16 protein-coding genes are annotated in these 17,681 nt (G+C 40.7%); 12 read left to right on the top strand and 4 right to left on the bottom strand.

What is annotated here, in order from left to right:
• Positions 1-377 precede the first annotated feature (377 nt).
• From H6G57_RS00750 to H6G57_RS00740, 3 genes are all read left to right on the top strand, one after another.
• Positions 378-3,848, top strand: coding sequence for a response regulator (locus H6G57_RS00750; protein WP_190515225.1), 3,471 nt, complete (start codon positions 378-380; stop codon positions 3,846-3,848).
• A gap of 35 nt (positions 3,849-3,883) precedes the next feature.
• Positions 3,884-4,099 carry a calcium-binding protein gene (locus H6G57_RS00745; RefSeq protein ID WP_190515224.1) on the top strand — a complete coding sequence of 72 codons (216 nt, stop codon included), beginning with the start codon at positions 3,884-3,886 and terminating at the stop codon, positions 4,097-4,099.
• A 140-nt stretch (positions 4,100-4,239) separates the two neighbouring features.
• Positions 4,240-4,809: a 2'-5' RNA ligase family protein gene (locus tag H6G57_RS00740; RefSeq protein ID WP_190515222.1), complete on the top strand. Its 570-nt coding sequence runs from the start codon at positions 4,240-4,242 to the stop codon at positions 4,807-4,809.
• 16 nt (positions 4,810-4,825) lie between these two features.
• Here H6G57_RS00740 and H6G57_RS00735 read toward each other — a convergent pair whose 3' ends face one another.
• Complete coding sequence (locus H6G57_RS00735; RefSeq protein WP_190515221.1) at positions 4,826-5,668, bottom strand: Rpn family recombination-promoting nuclease/putative transposase; 843 nt, start codon at positions 5,666-5,668, stop codon at positions 4,826-4,828.
• A 147-nt stretch (positions 5,669-5,815) separates the two neighbouring features.
• On the bottom strand, positions 5,816-6,742 hold the full coding sequence (locus tag H6G57_RS00730; protein ID WP_190515219.1) for an alpha/beta fold hydrolase: 927 nt from the start codon (positions 6,740-6,742) through the stop codon (positions 5,816-5,818).
• Between the two features lie 152 nt (positions 6,743-6,894).
• Here H6G57_RS00730 and infC point away from each other — a divergent pair, with 152 nt between their 5' ends.
• The 4 genes from infC (at position 6,895) to H6G57_RS00710 (ending at position 12,236) form a co-directional block, all read left to right on the top strand.
• Positions 6,895-7,428 carry a translation initiation factor IF-3 gene (gene infC / locus H6G57_RS00725; RefSeq protein ID WP_190516254.1) on the top strand — a complete coding sequence of 178 codons (534 nt, stop codon included), beginning with the start codon at positions 6,895-6,897 and terminating at the stop codon, positions 7,426-7,428.
• Positions 7,429-7,597: 169 nt separating this feature from the next.
• Complete coding sequence (locus tag H6G57_RS00720; protein WP_190515217.1) at positions 7,598-10,636, top strand: MFS transporter; 3,039 nt, start codon at positions 7,598-7,600, stop codon at positions 10,634-10,636.
• 118 nt (positions 10,637-10,754) lie between these two features.
• On the top strand, positions 10,755-11,240 hold the full coding sequence (locus H6G57_RS00715) for a Crp/Fnr family transcriptional regulator (protein ID WP_072718411.1): 486 nt from the start codon (positions 10,755-10,757) through the stop codon (positions 11,238-11,240).
• Positions 11,241-11,285: 45 nt separating this feature from the next.
• Entirely contained in the window at positions 11,286-12,236 is a 951-nt protein-coding gene (locus tag H6G57_RS00710) for a bestrophin family protein (protein ID WP_190515216.1), read from the top strand.
• A 12-nt stretch (positions 12,237-12,248) separates the two neighbouring features.
• Here H6G57_RS00710 and H6G57_RS00705 read toward each other — a convergent pair whose 3' ends face one another.
• Positions 12,249-12,587 (bottom strand): DUF4870 domain-containing protein, encoded by a 339-nt coding sequence (locus H6G57_RS00705; RefSeq protein ID WP_190516252.1) that lies wholly within the window; start codon positions 12,585-12,587, stop codon positions 12,249-12,251.
• A gap of 329 nt (positions 12,588-12,916) precedes the next feature.
• On the opposite strand from H6G57_RS00705, the gene H6G57_RS00700 reads away from it, so the two are divergent.
• From H6G57_RS00700 to H6G57_RS00680, 5 genes are all read left to right on the top strand, one after another.
• Positions 12,917-13,561 (top strand): bifunctional 4-hydroxy-2-oxoglutarate aldolase/2-dehydro-3-deoxy-phosphogluconate aldolase, encoded by a 645-nt coding sequence (locus tag H6G57_RS00700; RefSeq protein ID WP_190515214.1) that lies wholly within the window; start codon positions 12,917-12,919, stop codon positions 13,559-13,561.
• Between the two features lie 207 nt (positions 13,562-13,768).
• The gene (locus tag H6G57_RS00695; RefSeq protein ID WP_375539499.1) at positions 13,769-14,350 is read left to right on the top strand and encodes a L,D-transpeptidase; all 582 of its coding nucleotides are present in this window, start codon (positions 13,769-13,771) and stop codon (positions 14,348-14,350) included.
• A gap of 2 nt (positions 14,351-14,352) precedes the next feature.
• Positions 14,353-15,069 carry a metallophosphoesterase gene (locus H6G57_RS00690; RefSeq protein WP_190515212.1) on the top strand — a complete coding sequence of 239 codons (717 nt, stop codon included), beginning with the start codon at positions 14,353-14,355 and terminating at the stop codon, positions 15,067-15,069.
• Between the two features lie 20 nt (positions 15,070-15,089).
• Positions 15,090-16,622, top strand: a complete 1,533-nt coding sequence (locus tag H6G57_RS00685) for a leucine-rich repeat domain-containing protein (RefSeq protein ID WP_190515210.1) — start codon at positions 15,090-15,092, stop codon at positions 16,620-16,622.
• 21 nt (positions 16,623-16,643) lie between these two features.
• Positions 16,644-17,267 carry a cysteine hydrolase family protein gene (locus tag H6G57_RS00680; RefSeq protein WP_190515208.1) on the top strand — a complete coding sequence of 208 codons (624 nt, stop codon included), beginning with the start codon at positions 16,644-16,646 and terminating at the stop codon, positions 17,265-17,267.
• Here the strand turns inward: H6G57_RS00680 and H6G57_RS00675 are convergent.
• Positions 17,251-17,529 (bottom strand): hypothetical protein, encoded by a 279-nt coding sequence (locus tag H6G57_RS00675; protein WP_072718405.1) that lies wholly within the window; start codon positions 17,527-17,529, stop codon positions 17,251-17,253. The genes H6G57_RS00680 and H6G57_RS00675 overlap by 17 nt on opposite strands.
• Positions 17,530-17,681 lie beyond the last annotated feature (152 nt).

Here is a 17,681-nt window from a genome sequence, read left to right as displayed (position 1 = left end):
AAGGTTGGATGCAGATGTCCAACAAGAATCAACAAAGATTGAGAGAGGGTCGGGGTTTCTGGGGTTAACAATTGAACCACAAACGGCATCTGACACGGGAAAACCGATTCAACTGAGAGCAGCGATTCCTTCTAGTCGGATGGGTACAAAAGGGGCTGGGCTTGTTGGTGAGCAGTTGAGGGTTAGCTATCCATCCTCAAGACCCAACATCCAACACCTAACACCCTAGAAGCATAAGATTAATAGGGGGCATCCTCAATCACCAAACCACTTGAAACGTTCTTAACCCTGATAACCCGGTAGGGGCGGGTTCACCCCAATCTGTTACCCACACAGAACGCAAGCCCCCTACAGCCCTTGCAGCAGGAGATCGGTGCATGAATTCCCTGAAAAAATCTAAGCCGACTATCTTAGTTGTCGATGATGAACCCGATAACCTAGATCTGCTGTATCGCACTTTTCATCGGGAATACCGGGTATTGCGAGCAGAAGGCGGGCCGACGGCGCTGGACATCTTAGCGTCTCAATCTGACGTGGCTGTGATTATTTCTGATCAACGAATGCCACAAATGAGTGGGACGGAATTTTTGAGTTTAACGGCGGCTCAATATCCCGATATTATTCGGATTATTCTTACAGGTTACACCGATGTTGAAGATTTAGTTGAAGCGATTAATTCGGGTAAAGTCTTTAAATATGTGACTAAACCTTGGGATGCGGACGAACTCAAGGCGATTGTTAAACAAGCCTTAGAAACCCATACGGTTCTCAAATCCCGCACCGAAGAACTGCGACGGGCACTCCAACAAGAATCCCTCCTCTATGCCGTTACCAATACCATTCGTTCGGCCCCCAACTACCGGGAAATGCTACAACGGATTGTGGAAACGGTGGGTCAAATGTTTGAGGCCCGCTATTGCCTTTTGCGACCGTTCCAAGATGGGCAAATGGTAGATGAATGGTTTATGTATGAGTCAGGACGGGGAGAACTTCTGGATACTTCGGATGATCAAAAGCCCTCAACGGATCTCCTGCAATTATTGGTTTGGGAAACGACGGATGTGGAGGTGATCCAAGAGGCGGAAACGGATGAACGGGTGGTATCGGTGATAGAACGTCAACAAGCTTATGCTCAATCTCAGATTCGCTCTAGTTTGGTTGTCCCCCTATTCTACAAACTAGACTTAATGGCTGTTTTGGCGTTGCATCACTGCCAAGACTCTCATGTTTGGCAGGATCATGAGGTGCAGTTGGTGATTACTGTTGCGGATCAGGCGGCTTTGGCGTTGTCTCAAGCTCGCGCCTATGAACAAGTCCGAGAACTGGCTAAACGGGAGGCGTTGGTTAATACGATTACTTCTGCTATTCGCTCTAGTCTTGATCCCCGTACTATTTTTGCGGCTATTACGCAACAGTTGGGAGAGGCGTTACGGGTTGATGGTTGCGCTTTATCGTTGTGGACAAGAGATGATGAGTATGTTCAATGTGTGGGTTTATATGATGCGGCTCGACAAGCTTCTTTGGTGAGCGATGAATGGTGGTCAGAGTCTCCCCTCGCGGGTGTGGATGCGACGGTTCACGCTCAACAATTTCTGGAAATGTTGCCGCAGTCTTTGGTTCCGATTCGGGGAAATCCGGTATTACAACAATTGTTACGCACCCGACAACCTGTTGTGATTCAAGATTTAGATTTACAACCAGAATCTCATATTGCCGAATTACCTCTGCGTTCCGCTTCTAAAGCCTTAATGGTGGTGCCTTTACTTTCCGACGGTGAGATTATTGGCAGTATTTCCCTGCGACAAAATAATCGTACCCGCAAATGGCTGGATTCAGAGATTAATTTGGTGGAAGTGGTGGCGGTACAGGCGGCTTTAGCAGTGCAACAAGCTCGTTTATATCAAAAAACTCGACAACAAGCGGAACGATTGTTAGAAGCGGATCGGATTAAAACGGAGTTTTTTCAAAATATTTCCCATGAGTTTCGCACTCCCTTAACGTTAATGATTGGGCCGTTAGAATCTGCCATTAATCAACAGCAAGATTTACCTCAAGAACAAGCTAAAATTGCTTTACGAAATTCTCGACGGCTGTTACGGTTAGTCAATCAATTATTAGATTTACAACGGTTTGATGCTGGACGAATGCAGCCGAGTTTCCGTCCTTGTGATTTGATTGCTTTTTGTCGTAGTACGGTTGAGTCGTTTCAACTTTATTGTCAGAAGAAAGAAATCTATTTAAAAACGGAGTTACATTCTTGTCCGTTGTTGTATTTAGATTTGGAACGTTTTGATAAGGTTCTTTATAATTTACTGTCGAATGCCATGAAGTTTACTCCGCCTTCTGGTACGATTACGTTGAGGGTTGAACCCTTGGGGGATCATTGTCGTCTGCAAGTTCAAGATACTGGCATTGGGATTAAACCGGAACAAATTCCTTATTTATTTGAACGGTTTCGTCAAGCGGAGGGTTCGGCGAATCGTTCTTATGAGGGATCGGGTTTAGGATTAGCTTTAGTTAAAGAATTAGTGGAACTTCACAAGGGGCAAATTTCTGTGGAGTCGGTTTATGGAAAGGGTACGACTTTTACGGTTTGGTTGCCTTTAGGATGTTCCCATTTACCGGGGGAACAGGTGTTAGAAATTCCGGCGGAATTAAATTCAAGTCGTGCTTCGGTGGAGTTTGCGGATATTGATGTTGATGTTATGGATGAAGATTATTCTGATGGCTCAGAAACTTCTGAAGAAATCATGGCTTTGGGGGACAATGGTACTTCTACAAATTTAGTTTTGGTGGTGGATGATAACCCGGATTTAAGGCGCTATGTCTCGAAGATTCTTCGCCAATCTGGATACAATGTTGTTGTGGCTTGTAATGGTCATGAGGGGTTTGAAATGGCTCAAAAATATCATCCAGAGGTGATTATTACGGATTTAATGATGCCGTTGGTATCGGGGTTGGATTTAATTCGGTTAATTCGAGAAAACACTGAATTGAAGGGGACTCCGATGATTTTATTAACAGCTAAGGCGGATGAGGATACCCGCTTAGAAGGCGTTGAACGGGGGGCTGATGCCTACCTATCTAAACCGTTTAATGATCGAGAGTTGTTGGCAGAGGTGAAGAATTTACAGTCGTTAAAAGAGAATGAACGGCGTGTTGCTGAGTTAAATCGGTATTTAACGGAGTCTGTTTTGAAGCGGTTTTTACCGGAAACAATGGTGAAAAAGGCGGCAACGGGTCAGTTAGCATTGGATTTGAGTCCTGAACCTCGATTAATTACTATTCTATTTAGTGATATTGTGGGTTTTACCCAAATGTCAAATCAATTACAATCTCAGGGAATTGCTGTGGTTCTGAATGAGTATTTGGCGGAAATGACACGGGTAATTTTTGCTAATGGGGGGACGGTGGATAAGTTTGTTGGGGATGCGGTGATGGCTCTCTATGGCGCGCCGGAGGAGTTACGGCCTGAAAAACAGGTTAAACAGGCGGTGAATTCGGCACGACAAATGTTACAATCCCTTGATAAACTCAATCAACGCTGGCGAGAACGGGGGATTTTCGGTGAAAATGGCGTTGAACCTGTGCGTTTCCGGTGTGGAATTCATATTGGGACGGCTGTTGTTGGGATGTTTGGATCTCCAGAGCGTTCTGATTATACTGCTATTGGCCCAGCAGTGAATATGGCGGCTCGTTTACAGGAAGTTGCCCACCCAAATAGTATTTTAGTGTCTAAAGAGGTGGCTGATTATCTCCCTTCTGAGGATATTATCATCGAAGAATTCCATAAGTTAAAAGGCATTGGCGACAAAGTATTAACGGTTATGATTACTCCCCAAGCCTAGGTTGTTTTAAGTGATTAAAAGTTGCAATTAAAGTTATGGCTAGTATTGAAAAGGATGAACGCAGGGAAGAACGCATTACCTACGCAATCATTGTAGATGCTTACGATGAACAAGAAGTTGCCATGGGTTGGTACTACTACCTAAATGATAATATAAATTTTCCGTTGGCTGCAAAATCGATCAGAAAAGTTAAGAAAATGGAGAAAATTCAAGAGAAAGAAGTTAATGTATGCTGTTCAGCCCTTAAATAATAACAGAACCTATCGAGCGATCGCAAACACTACCTAATATGAAGTCCTTAACTTTTTGCTACAAATAATAACTTTTTTCACCCCCTATTCCCTATTTTCTTCTCCCTTCTGTTCCCTGTTCCCTACTATAGATTAATTTTATGAAACCTTCAGAACGACTGTTTTTTATTGCTTTACTTCCCCCACAAAAAATTCAAAATCAAATTACAGAAATTAAACATTATTTTGCCCAAACCTATAATAGTCGTCATGCGTTAAAATCTCCACCTCATATTACCTTACAACCTCCGTTTAAATGGTTAATAGAAGACCTGACAACTTTAGAACACCATTTAACTACATTTGCCCTTAACTCTTCCCCTATTCCTATAACTTTGTCAGGGTTTAATGCCTTTCCGCCTCGTGTCCTGTTTGTGAATGTAATCAAAACCCCTGAATTAATTAATCTTCAACAAGCGTTAATGAATGACTTAGAACAACAACTTAATATTGTTCATGAAGTCTCGAAAAAACGTTCTTTTTCTCCTCATATAACCGTAGCGTTTAAAGATTTAACTCCAACAGCATTTAAAACCGCATGGCCAGAATTTGCCCAACGTCCGATTTATTTTGAGTTTACTGTCTCTGAATTAACGTTATTAATTCATGATGGACAAAATTGGAACATCAAAGCACAGTTTCCTTTCTTAAATATTACTTTTCCTCAATAGTTAATCATGACTCACTTTAAGAGCGCAACTCTTGAACGGTTTTTAGACTTAATCCTGTGACTTGAGCGATCGCTTCATCACTCAGTCGATCCAGTAGGTTTCGAGCAATGTCACGCTTTTCCTCCTCGCGTCCCTCCTCGCGTCCCTGTTCACGTCCCAGGGTGATCGCTCCTTGCTGATCATAAATAAACATTTCCCGACGTTCTAAATCTTCTAACTCCTCAGCCGTTAAGTCGGCTTGATTAGCAATTTCAAAAGCTCGGTGTAGTTCAGGAATATCGTCCATATTTTCAGGAATAGATGTCAGCGATCGCGCAAATTTGATAAAGTAAATCCATTTATCGGTAATGGTTTCAAGCTGGTCGAGTTCTTTGGTAAACTTAGGTAACTCAACGAATAATAACTCAATATCATTATCATGATAGTACCAACCTTCAGATTTTTCTCGATAAACAAAACGAGAAATCATTTGCTCCTGATCTGGGAACATCTCAAAATCAGTAATTGTTAAAGCAATAACGGGTTTAAGCATTCGATACCCTTCTCCAGCTTGCAATTGAAAAGAATAGGTTTTCGCCGCATTAAACAAAACCCTTTTGCCAAAAGATTGCACGTTTAAAACCTGCATTTCAATAAGGACAAGTGTGCCGTTATTCAGTTTGGCTTTAACATCGAGATAGGTATCTTTAAAATCGGCGATTTTAGGCGGTAAGTTGGGATTGATAATTTCTAAGTCTTCAATGGTAGAATTACCTTCATAAACCAAGGCATTGAGAAAGCTAATCAAAATGTCTTTGCTTTCGGTAGAACCAAATATTTTTTTAAAAGCGTAGTCCGTTTTGGGGTTGATAAATCTCATGATTTTTGTCAAATCTGTTTGCTATAGATTCTATCAATTCAGAAGGTAACTGACGAACTTGACAAACGCCGCCTGGAATGAGACAATATTGTTAGGGCTGATATGGGGGTACACTTGATTTAATATTCAACATAAAAACATCAACCCTTAACCCCAATCAAAGCTTTCCTTCAGCCAAGTTAAAATTTCAGCATTCACCCGTTCCGGGCATTCATCATGGGGGCAATGTCCAGCATTTTCCAACTCAACTAATTTTAAATTCGAGTGATATTGTAAATATTGACGAGGGTTGGCAAATTGAATGGGAATTAATCGATCTTGTAAACCCCAAAGCAACAAAATAGGCGCATTTAATTGAGGGAATAAAGTTTTAACCGCAGGCCCTAAGCGAGGGCTGCCCATTGTTTTAAAAACAGAACAAAACGCCCGTGCTGCACCCCGTTCCAGGGCAGGAGTTACTAAAATTTCAACCAATTCATCAGTAATCGCATTGGGATTATCATAAGCTAATTTTACCCAACGACGAATAAAACTCGGACGACGGGCAAGAGAAAAGAATAATCTTAAAACTGGAGGAGAAGCCACAATATTTTGTACCGTTTCCACCACAGGAATTGCCCAGGGCGGTAACATTTCTAACTGTAATCCAGGGTCAGGAAGACTAATTAAAACTAATCCTTTCGCTAATTCAGGATATTGAGAAGCCACCATTAAACTAATCAAAGAACCAATGGAATTTCCCACTAAAATTACAGGTTCTCCGATAAATGTTTGCCAAAAATCATAAACTTGCTCCACCCATAACTGAGCCGTGTAGGGAGCGATCGCTTTTTCAGAACCTCCAAACCCCAATAAATCTAAAGCATAAACGGTATTGCTTTGACTCAATTGAGTTAAATTGTATCGCCAGTGTCCAATAGAAGCCCCAAACCCATGTAAAAAAATCATCGGGTAACGGGGAATTGAGGAAGAAGACAAACGAGGGCGATTATAAGCATAGCGAATGCGCCAACCTCGCCAAATCCAATCCCGTTGATACCCAACTTGGTGTTGCCAGCCTGTGGAACTAACCAAACATCCTCCGCTCAAAACATAACTTTACAATTTCTAATCTTAACGTTTCTGGAATTTAGGTTAAATTAAGGACAAAATATCGATGGGAGTGAGTACAATAAGAAATTGTAGATCTATCTCACCATCCTATAAATCGCTTGCAAACTTCTTTAATGCCTGTGACCGATAAAAAAATCAATCGCAATTTGCCTCCAATCAACGAAAATATCCGGTTTCCCAAAATCCGGGTCATTGATGCAGATGGCTCTCAGCTTGGGATAATCACACCCCGTGAAGCCATGCGGGTAGCGGAGGAAAAAGAACTCGACTTGGTATTAGTCAGCGACAAAGCCGACCCTCCCGTCTGTCGCATTATGGACTATGGCAAGTATAAGTACGAACAGGAAAAGAAAGTTCGAGAAGCCAAGAAAAAACAACACACCATTGACGTTAAGGAAGTCAAGATGCGCTACATTATTGACGAGCACGACTACAAAGTGCGCGTCAATCAAGCCAAACGCTTCCTGCAATCGGGAGATAAAGTCAAAGCCACAATTATGTTCCGGGGTCGGGAAATTCAACACAGTCACCTCGCTAAAGAACTCCTCGACCGCATGGCTGTTGATTTACAAGAATTGGCTGAGGTGCAACAAGAACCCAAACAAGAAGGACGCAGCATGATGATGTTGCTCTCGCCTAAGAAGTAGGGTGTCGGGTGTCGGGTGTCGGGTGTCAGGGTTAACAAAAACAACTCTTCAACCTGAAACCTGAAACCTGAAACCTGAAACCTGAAACCTGAAACCCGATAGTCGCAACAAATCGGTTAAACTCTAATATTAGACTTCCGATAATCACACAAAGGGGTTTGGGCATCGCATGGACAAGCCAGTGAGTAGTTCCGCTCTGGTGGGACAAGGGGTGCTGCGGGGACTGAATCTCCGTCAGGAAGAAGTAGAAAGAACCCTACTGATGTTTTTAGTGTATACCTTGGCATCAGTGGGGTTAATTTGGTTAGAACTCAGTACCGTAGGCTTATTTCTGGACGAATACGGTGCCGATAAATTGCCTTGGATCTATATCGCTAGTGCAGGAATGGGTTCAGGGTTAGGCTTTATCTATTCGTCGCTGCAAAAAGTATTTCCCCTGCGTCGGGCAATTGTGATTATCTTTGTGATGATGGCAATTCCTCTGTTTTTATTTCGCTGGGGGATGGGGTTATCCGATGTTAAAATATTAGGGTTAAGCGTTCAATTTATAACGCTATTTTTAATGTGGTTATGGGTGGAAGCCTCTTATGTTCTCAACGACTTAAATAATTCCATCACCGCTAACCAACTGTTTAATATTCGAGAAATTAAACGCACTTATCCGATTATTAGTAGCGGATTTTTAGTGGCTGGGGTAATTAGTGGATTTTCCCTACCCGTGCTATTAAGACTCGTTGGACTCAATAACGTCACCTTGGTTTCCGGTGTGATGGTACTCCTAGCCGCCGGAATATTATTTTATCTATCTCAACGCTATGGTCAATCCTTCCCAGATTCCACACGCTGGACACCGGAAGACGAAGAACAAGAATTTAGCACTCGCAACCTCAAAGGCCCGGTCTTAGGTTATGTCATTCCTTTAGTCTCCTTTTTTGTTCTAGCAGAAGCGTTATATGTTTTAGTAGATTTCCAATTTTTTAGTCAGTTGGAATTTCAAAATGATGCAACCGGAGCCAGTGGCATTGTTAGCTTCCTGGGAATTTTTGAAGGGATTTTAAGTGTTTCTCAAGTCTTAACTCAATGGTTCGGTTCTAGCCGTTTGGTTGAACGCACGGGGGTATTTGTAACCGCCATTGTTTTACCCGTTGGGGTGATTATTTTAGGAACATTTTCCTTAATAGGTGGGATCACTGGACTATTTTCTGTGTTTGTGGGATTTGTGATCCTGCGGTTTTTAGATGAATTATTCCATTACACCTTAATTGAAACCACCGGAGCCGTTTTATTTCAACCCCTACCGGATCACGTTCGCAGCGATATTCAATCTATGGTGAACGGGGTGTTTGAACCCATGTCAACGGGGGTGACGGGGGTACTGATTTTAATCACCCTTTGGCTCACCAGTATCATTTTACCCAACTCTAGCGAAACCCAGTTACACAGTGAACAGGGATTAGTGTTCGTGGGTTTGATCATCCTAATGGCTTTGGTTTGGTTGTTTGTCGTTTGGTTGATTCGAGCCCAATATGTCAGTTTACTGGTTCGCAGTGCCGAACGGGGACGGTTGAGTGTCTCAGACATCGATATGCCCCAACTCAAGCGCAATGTTGTTGAAACCTTGAAGAAACCTGGAGAAGACGCGGATAAGCGATCTTGTATTGAACTCTTGAGTCAACTGGATGCGAAAAATGTTGGGGAAACGCTGGCTCCTTTGTTCAACAGCCTTTCCCCTAGCCTCCAGCGTCAAAGCCTAGAAATCATGCTTAATCATCCAAATCCAGCTTATTTAGAAGACATTCGAGCCCTTACCCAAAGCAATCTTCCCCCAGAAGTTCTCGCCCTCGCCTTACGATATCTCTGGTTAACGGAAACCAACCCCGACATTGAACAACTGCGTCCCTATCTCCAAAATAAAATTGATCCCGTCGTTCGCGGAACCGCCGCCGCCTTAATTTTACGTCGAGGCGATCGCGAACAAAAAGCCGCCGCCACCAACACCATCCGACGCATGATCACTTCTGGTCAAGAACGGGAACGGGTGATGGGGGTTCGCGCCTTGGGAGAAGCGGATTATTTACAAGGACTCCGGCTTTATCTCAATGATTTATTACAGGATGAATCTTTGCGGGTGCGTTGTGCCTTGTTAGATGTCATTGCTTCAACCCATTTGGAAGAATACTATCCCTCATTAATGAAGGCACTCTCCTATCGTTCTACACGGGATACAGCCTTACAAGCTCTTGTCAGATTGGGAAATGAAGCCATTCCTCTATTAATGCAGCAAGCTAGTGATATCTATAAACCCGATTTAGTGCGGTTACAAGCTTGGACAGCATTAGGTGAAATTGCCACCACCGAGGCCCTCGATACGTTGATCAGTGAATTAATGATTTCCTGGGGAACCACCCGGCGCAATATCTTGAAAATTTTACTAAAAATTCCTCAAGATGCGGGAATTGAAGGGGTATTAGATCGAGTAGGACGAACAGGGGTAGAGGTTTTAATTGAGCAGGAGTTAATGTTTATTGGTCAAATTTATGCCGCTTTGCTGGATTTGTCCTTAGAAAAACCTATACTGTCGGACTCAGAAGATTCCGATACCTTTGATCCCTTTGCTCCCGGTATCCCCGATCTGCAATCTCCTCAACAACTATTAAAAAGAGCCTTAGAAGGATTAGAAATTGACGCAGTAGATCGCTGCTTTCTGCTCATGAAGTTTTTGTATCCTCATAGCTCGATTCAAGCAGCATCTTTTAATATTCAGTCTAATTCTTCTTCTAATGTAGCGCGAGGTTTAGAAATCCTGGATAATGTCGTTGATATTGTTCATAAGCGCGCCTTAATTAGCGTTCTCGATCAGCACTCTAAAATCGAGAAATTGGAGAATTTATCCGATTTAGTCAATTATCAACCCCTCAAACCGAGCGATCGCCTCCGCCGTTTATTAGAATACCGTCATTTTCTATCGGACTGGGCCCTAGCTTGTTGTTTCCATCTGGCTAGAAGCGCTCGTTGGAGCTTAACAGCCGAACAAACCCTTATGTCCTTGCGCCATCCCACCGGGTTTGTTCGAGAAGCCGTCTTAGCATATCTAAAGATTGCCTCTCAACGGGCTTTGATAGAATTATTGCCAATGCTACAAAACGATCCTGATCGTTTAGTCGCAGCCCAAGTTGAGGAATTTATGGTGCAACTTGGAGTGAAGTAGTGATAAGAATTATGGAGTGCGGAGTACAGACTACAGAAGTTAAGATTTTCCCCCTGTTCCCTGTTCCCCGTTCCCTGTTCCCTCCTAGAAGTGAATTTTTTAATTTTTTAGTAAACCTATGTTAACCAGCGTTGAACGCCTTTTATTTGTCAGGGGTGTCCCGATTTTTAAAGAATTGCGAGACGATTTTTTAGTCCGTCTAGCATCGGTCATGGATGAATTATCCTTCCCCGAAGAACATAGTATTTTTACCGAAGGTCAAGAAGGAAGAGCACTTTATATTGTCGTCTCTGGACGGGTGCGAGTTCATATTGGCGATCGCAATTTGGCTGAGTTAGGAAAAGGAACCTGTTTTGGCGAAATGTCTTTATTTGATGCTGAACCTCGTTCAGCCACTGTTAGCACCTTAGAACAGTGTGAATGTCTAGTATTGACGCAAATGCAGCTTTATGATGCTATTGATGAAACCCCAGGTATTGCGATTAATATTATTCGCCTCTTATCTCGACGAATTCGAGAACTCAATCAAAAGTTAAATGCTCAAACCCCAACCCCTACTGTAGAAGGAAATAAAATCGTAGAATTGCGACCTTCAGCCGGATAATCTGTTAACGAAAATGGTCAGGAGAAGAACAAGTTAAAATCCTCTATGTCTACGATTGAAAACAATTGGTTTCAGTTAGCAATTCGTATTAAAAGCTCTGTTATTCCAGCCATTATGCCCCGTGTAATTTTATGCACAACCTTGGGCATTCTAGTTTCTATATTTCATATTCAAGGTTTCCCCCTCCCTACTGAAGCATTGAGCTATTTAGTTTTTCCTGATTTAGTTCTCGGTTTATTATTGGTTTTTAGAACAAATACGGCTTATGATCGATTTTGGGAAGGTCGGAAACTGTGGGGAACTTTAGTTAATACCGTTAGAAATTTTGCCCGTCAAATTTGGTTAATAGTTCCCGAAAAAGAAGTCAGTGAAACTGATGAGAAAATTGCCGTATTAAAATTATTAGTTGCTTTTGCTGTCGCTACAAAAATTCATCTCAGAGGAGAACAAATTAATCCTGAAATTGAGGCTTTAGTTTCTCCCGAACAATATCAAAAACTGCTCAAGATGAATCATCCGCCTCTGGAAATTGCCTTTTGGATAGGCGATTATTTACAAGATCAAAATAAAAAACATCATCTGCATATTTATCAATTGACTGCTTTATATAAACTCCTAGATACTATGGTGGATGTTTTAGGAGCTTGTGAACGAATTTTAAAAACGCCTATTCCTTTGGCTTATCAAATTCATCTACAACAAATTTTATTAATTTATTGTTTGATTTTACCGTTAAAAGTTGTTAATAATTTAGAAGCATTTACAGGGTTGGTGGTGGCGATTATTAGTTTTACCTTACTGGGAATTGAAGAAATAGCCCGCCAAATTGAAAATCCGTTTGGTTATGACGAAAACGATTTACAGCTTGATGCCATTTGTCAAGCCATGTTAAAAAATATTGAGGATTTAGTGTCTCTCCCTCCCAGCGTTAAAACCTATGAGCCCGACCTAAAAACTCCAATTGATCAAGATAACTTGATCAACCTTCCCGAATAAAAATCAATACTCTTATCCTTCAATAATCCGAAAAATGAAGGGATAAGAATAGGGTTTATCCGGGTTGGAAACCACAGAAATAATTGCCAAAATGGGCATAATAAAACTAACCAAAGCCAAAACTAATAATAAAGGAAACCCGATTAATAGAAAGGTGAGAATCCAGAATACAAATCCATAAATGTATAAATTAATATGAAAATTTAACGATTCTCTCGCGTTTGCTTTAACAACCGGATCTTGGGAGAAAAATAAAATCCCAATGGGAATTCCAATGGCGACTATCGTAGCACTAAAGAAAATCGCACCATGACTAAATGCTGATAAAATTAGCCGTTGATCTCGATCCATGACTAACGCTCCTTTCTCAATAATCAATACATTATAACTCAGTTAACACTTAGGTGGTGTGGGTCTTACCTTAAGGAAGATTAAGAAATCCTAATTTAAGCAGAGAGGAGAAACAACCGTCGGGAAGGGATCTGAACAAACCAGGGAAAAAAACGATCTTTTAAACTAGCCGATTTTTCTTTAAAGACTTCAGCTTGTAAATGGTAATCTTCGGAATTTTAAGGACAAGTTTGGAAAATCTAGCCTTGACGGTGATTAAGGTTTTTGGGCTTAAAAGATGATATAATAATTACAGTATTTATAAAATTTAAACGCATTTTAAACTGACAGTGACTTCTGAAATTTGGTTATCTTTGCTAAAAAAATATCGCGCGATCGCAGTTATCCGCGCTCCTAAACGACAACTGGGAAAACAAATGGCACAAGCAACCGCCACCGGAGGAATGGGGTTAATTGAAATTACTTGGAATAGTGATCAAGCTCCTGAATTAATTGCAGAGTTACGCTCTGAATTACCTGACTGTGTGATTGGAACCGGAACCTTATTCACCGTTGAAGATGTCAAAAATGCGATCGCATCGGGGGCTCAATTTCTATTTTCTCCCCATACTAACCCGGCAATGATTCAAGCCGCAAAACAAGCGGAAATTCCCATCATTCCCGGTGCTTTAACCCCTACAGAAATTATCACAGCATGGCAAGCTGGAGCCAGTTGTGTTAAAGTATTTCCGATTTCTGCCGTTGGCGGTGTGGATTATCTTAAAAGTATAAAAGGGCCGATGGGAAATATCCCCCTAATTCCCACTGGAGGGGTAACGTTAAACAATGCCGTTGCCTTTATTCAAGCGGGAGCGATCGCGGTAGGACTAGCCGGAGATTTATTTCCCCCTACTTTAATCATAGAACAAAATTGGGATGCGATCGCGCAAAAAACCCAAATACTCCTGCAACAGTTATCCGAAATTTCCAATTAAATCGGTGAAGCAATCTTGACAAGGGCAATCAAAATTTGTTGTCAATCCCCTTTGACAATCGACCGTCTTAGAATTACCCTGTAATTAAGAGAAATTAGCAGGGATAGCGTCGCGATCCGGTCATCAATCTCTAGGGATTTGAACCTCTAATTCTATCTAATCCCCCAACCCATTCATCTGCATTGAATTCAATAAGAGGAGTAGATCATGAAAACCCCAAACGCTTTCATAAAACCCATCGTTTTTTCCCCTTTTAACCCCTTCAATAGATGCAATTCTACCCCTAACTTTTCTTTAAAGAAATTCCAGCCTTTAAAAATCTTAGCAACGGGGGCAATTCTAACAGTTATGGTAGGATTGACCGAAGGAAATTTAGCGATCGCCAATGAAGAACACAACTTAATTGCGCGTAATATGATGGAATTACAGAAATCATCAGAACGCTGGATTTTAATAGATTTATCTCGACAACGGTTAATTGCTTGGGAAGGAAATCAACCCGTTTATGCGGTAATTGTTTCCACCGGAAAAGCGGACACCCCCACCCGTACCGGAGTCTTTAAAGTCTACACCAAATATGAAACGACCCGCATGACAGGCCCAGACTACGACGTCCCGGATGTACCCTATACGATGTACTACGATGGGGGGATGGCAATTCATGGAGCCTATTGGCATAATTTATTTGGGACTCCAGTTTCTCACGGTTGTACCAATGTTGCAGTCAATCATGCCAAATGGTTGTTTGAATGGGCATCGGTCGGAACCCCCGTTATTGTGCATGACTAACTATGAGAATTATTGCGATTGCGGATATTCACGGTTGTTCCATGGCGTGGGATACTCTCATGTCAATGATTCAACTTCAAGCGGATGATTTAATCATTACCCTAGGGGATTATGTTGATCGAGGGCCCGATTCTAACGGCGTACTTGAACGATTAATCACCCTCCACAAAACCGGACAGTTAGTGGCGTTACGAGGAAACCATGAAATCTTAATGTTAGAAGCGCGGAATTCTCCTAAACAGTTCGATGCTTGGTGTAAATGGGGAGGGTATGAAACCTTAGCTTCCTATCCAACCAGCCAAACAACAACCGATTTAGAAAATATTCCCTCCCACCATTGGGAATTTCTGGAAAAGAGTTGTGTAGACTATTGGGAAACAGAAAACCATTTTTTTGTTCATGGGAATGTTGACGCCCAACTTCCCTTAAATGAGCAATCTAGTCAGCAACTTTTGACGAGTAAATTTTATTCGGCTAAACCCCATATTTCAGGAAAAACCATGATTTGTGGTCATACTCGTCAAACAAATGGTAAACCTCTGAATTTAGGCTATGCCATTTGTATTGATACTTGGGTTTATGGGAATGGTTGGTTAACGGGTTTAGAGGTTAATAGCGGTCAAATTTGGCAAGCTAATCAAATGGGTCACTCTCGAACGGCTTCGATTAATCAATTTAAACCCTCTAATTCCAGTAAAAGATTGTTTCCGATTTCATAATTAGAAACCCCAAAATTTCTATGATCTTAATCCCTATTTTATCGAGGTTATTCCCTGTAGGAATTATACTGACCTTGGGATTATCCAATTGTGCTGTGATTTCTCAAGGGTTTGAACCCGTTTCCTCTAGTTCTTCTCCCTCAATAACCCCTGAAGTTCAAGATTTCACAAATTTATGTAAAAATCGCTCTAATCTTTCCTCAGAAGTCGCAAAAACTATTCATGAATTATTAAAAAAATTAGAGACTACTGATTGTTTACAAGCGAATCAAACTTTATTAAATCTGACCGAACTCGATCTCAGTAATACTTATATTTCTGACCTAACTCCCCTTGAATTTTTAGTGAGTCTGAAAACCCTAAATTTAAACTCTAATCAAATTTCTGATTTAACTCCGCTTTCTACCCTAACTGATTTAACCCAACTGCATTTGAGTGCTAACCAAATTGTTGATATTCGTCCGTTATCCTCCTTAACCCAGCTAACTCAATTAGATCTCAGTGTTAATCAAATTTCTGATCTGACTTTCTTATCTAATTTAACTAATCTTACCGACCTAGCATTATTTAAAAATCAAATTTCTGATCTGAGTCCCTTAAATACATTAACTCAGCTGACACGACTTCAACTGTTTACCAATCAAATTGCTAATCTCAGCCCTTTAGCAAAGTTAACCCGTTTAAAAGAACTGCATTTAGATTCAAATCCCCTGGGGGATATTCGGGCTTTAACCCCTTTAAAAAACTTAACAGAACTGCACTTAGATTCCACTCAAATTAAAGATATTCAAGCCTTATCCTCCTTAACTCAGTTAAATAAACTGTATTTAAACTCTAATCAAATTTCTAACTTGAGTTTCTTAGAAAATTTAACCCAACTGACTGAACTTTATATTAAATCTAATAAAATTATCACGATTCCTTCTTTAGAATCCTTAACTAACCTCAAAATTCTAGCGTTAAACGCAAATCAAATTTCAAGCTTAAATTTTTTAGCAACTCTAACCCAATTAAATAAACTGTACCTTACATCTAATAATATTCAAGATATTAGTCCTTTATCCAACTTAACCAACCTTCAAGAACTTTATCTCAATGATAATCAAATTTCTAACCTGACTCCTCTATCTTCCTTAAAAAATTTAGTTGTTCTCGATGTAAGCCAAAATCAAATATCTGAATTAAAACCCCTCTCCCCTTTAACAAATTTGACTCAACTTAATATTGGTTTGAATCAAATTAAAACCCTTGACCCGTTAGCATCTTTAACCAATTTAACGGATTTAAACGCAAACCAAAATCAAATTATTGATATTAAGTCTATCTCTTCCTTAAAAGCTCTTAAAACTTTAGATTTAAGCCAAAATCAAATTAACAGTTTAAATTTCCTCTCTTCTCTATCAAATTTAAACACAGTTTCCTTACAAAAAAATAAGATTTCCGAAGTCAAATCTTTATCCAATTTAAACCAGTTAAAAGAACTGAATTTAATTGGAAATCCTCTTTCAAAAAAAGAATGTCCCGTTTCTCCCGAATCTATTTGCTTGTTTTAAACTTTTACCTTTTATTTGTTTATGAGACTTAATTTTTCTGATAAATGGCAACCCTTTGCACTGCTTTTAATTGATGTTCAAAATGATTTTTGGGAACCTCAACTCCAAGCAGCTTTTCCCGAATTTCCAAACAAGATTCGTCGCCTGCTCAACTTTTGTCGCCAAGAAGAACTAGAAGTGATTCATTTACGCGAAGTCTTTGAACCGGATGGTTCTAATTGGCTACCGCGATATCGTTTGAGAGAACGTGCGATTTGTATTCGAGGAACCTCCGGTGCTGAGGGATTAGATTGGGCGCGGGAAATTCCAGGGGAAAAAGTCTTTGAAAAATACACTTTAGATGGATGTCAAAATACCCAACTGATTGATTATCTTCAGACAAGTGGCAAACGATTTTTACTCACCGCCGGATTAGCGACTTCTGTGTGCGTTTTGTTTACCGCCGCTTCAACCGCTCAATTGGGATTTTTAACTGTAATGATTTCCGATTGTTGTGCTGATTATCCAGAATCTCACGGGATTACACTTAAGCGTTATTTAAACTATTTATTAGAGGTCGTGACCTTGGAAGAAATTCCCTCCTGTTTAGAAACTTGGCACTCTCAAATTCAACAACTGGAGGCTCAAATTAACAGCGTTGAGTAATACCCCGCAGAGAATCCATTAAACTACTATATTCCGAAGGATTGAGCACACCCGCGCTATAAAACTGAGCCAAACAGCTATTAATTGCATTAAAGGTTGACTCTCGTTCTACCCAACATTTTCCGCCACTGAGAGCATCTTCGGCAGATGAATAGTCTTCGCTGGAGGTCAAATACCCGCCATAAGGAAGAATAATTTGCCATTTCCAGCGATGACGGACACTTAGCGCGGAGATTAATAAGCCGTAATAGTCCTTGTGCATCGGTATACTGCTAAAAAATCTTTAACAATTATTTAAAGATTGTATTACACTTCTTAAAGAATTTCAACACTTTTTAGACTTATGTTAAAAATGAGTATATATACAGATTGACATTCAGAAAAACAATCATTTTTCTGTATTCAAAAATACAG

The sequence above is a fragment of the Planktothrix sp. FACHB-1365 genome, assembly GCF_014697575.1.
GTDB lineage: Bacteria > Cyanobacteriota > Cyanobacteriia > Cyanobacteriales > Microcoleaceae > Planktothrix.
Note: the sequence above shows the minus strand (reverse complement) of the source record. Positions and strands in the feature narration are given on the sequence as shown.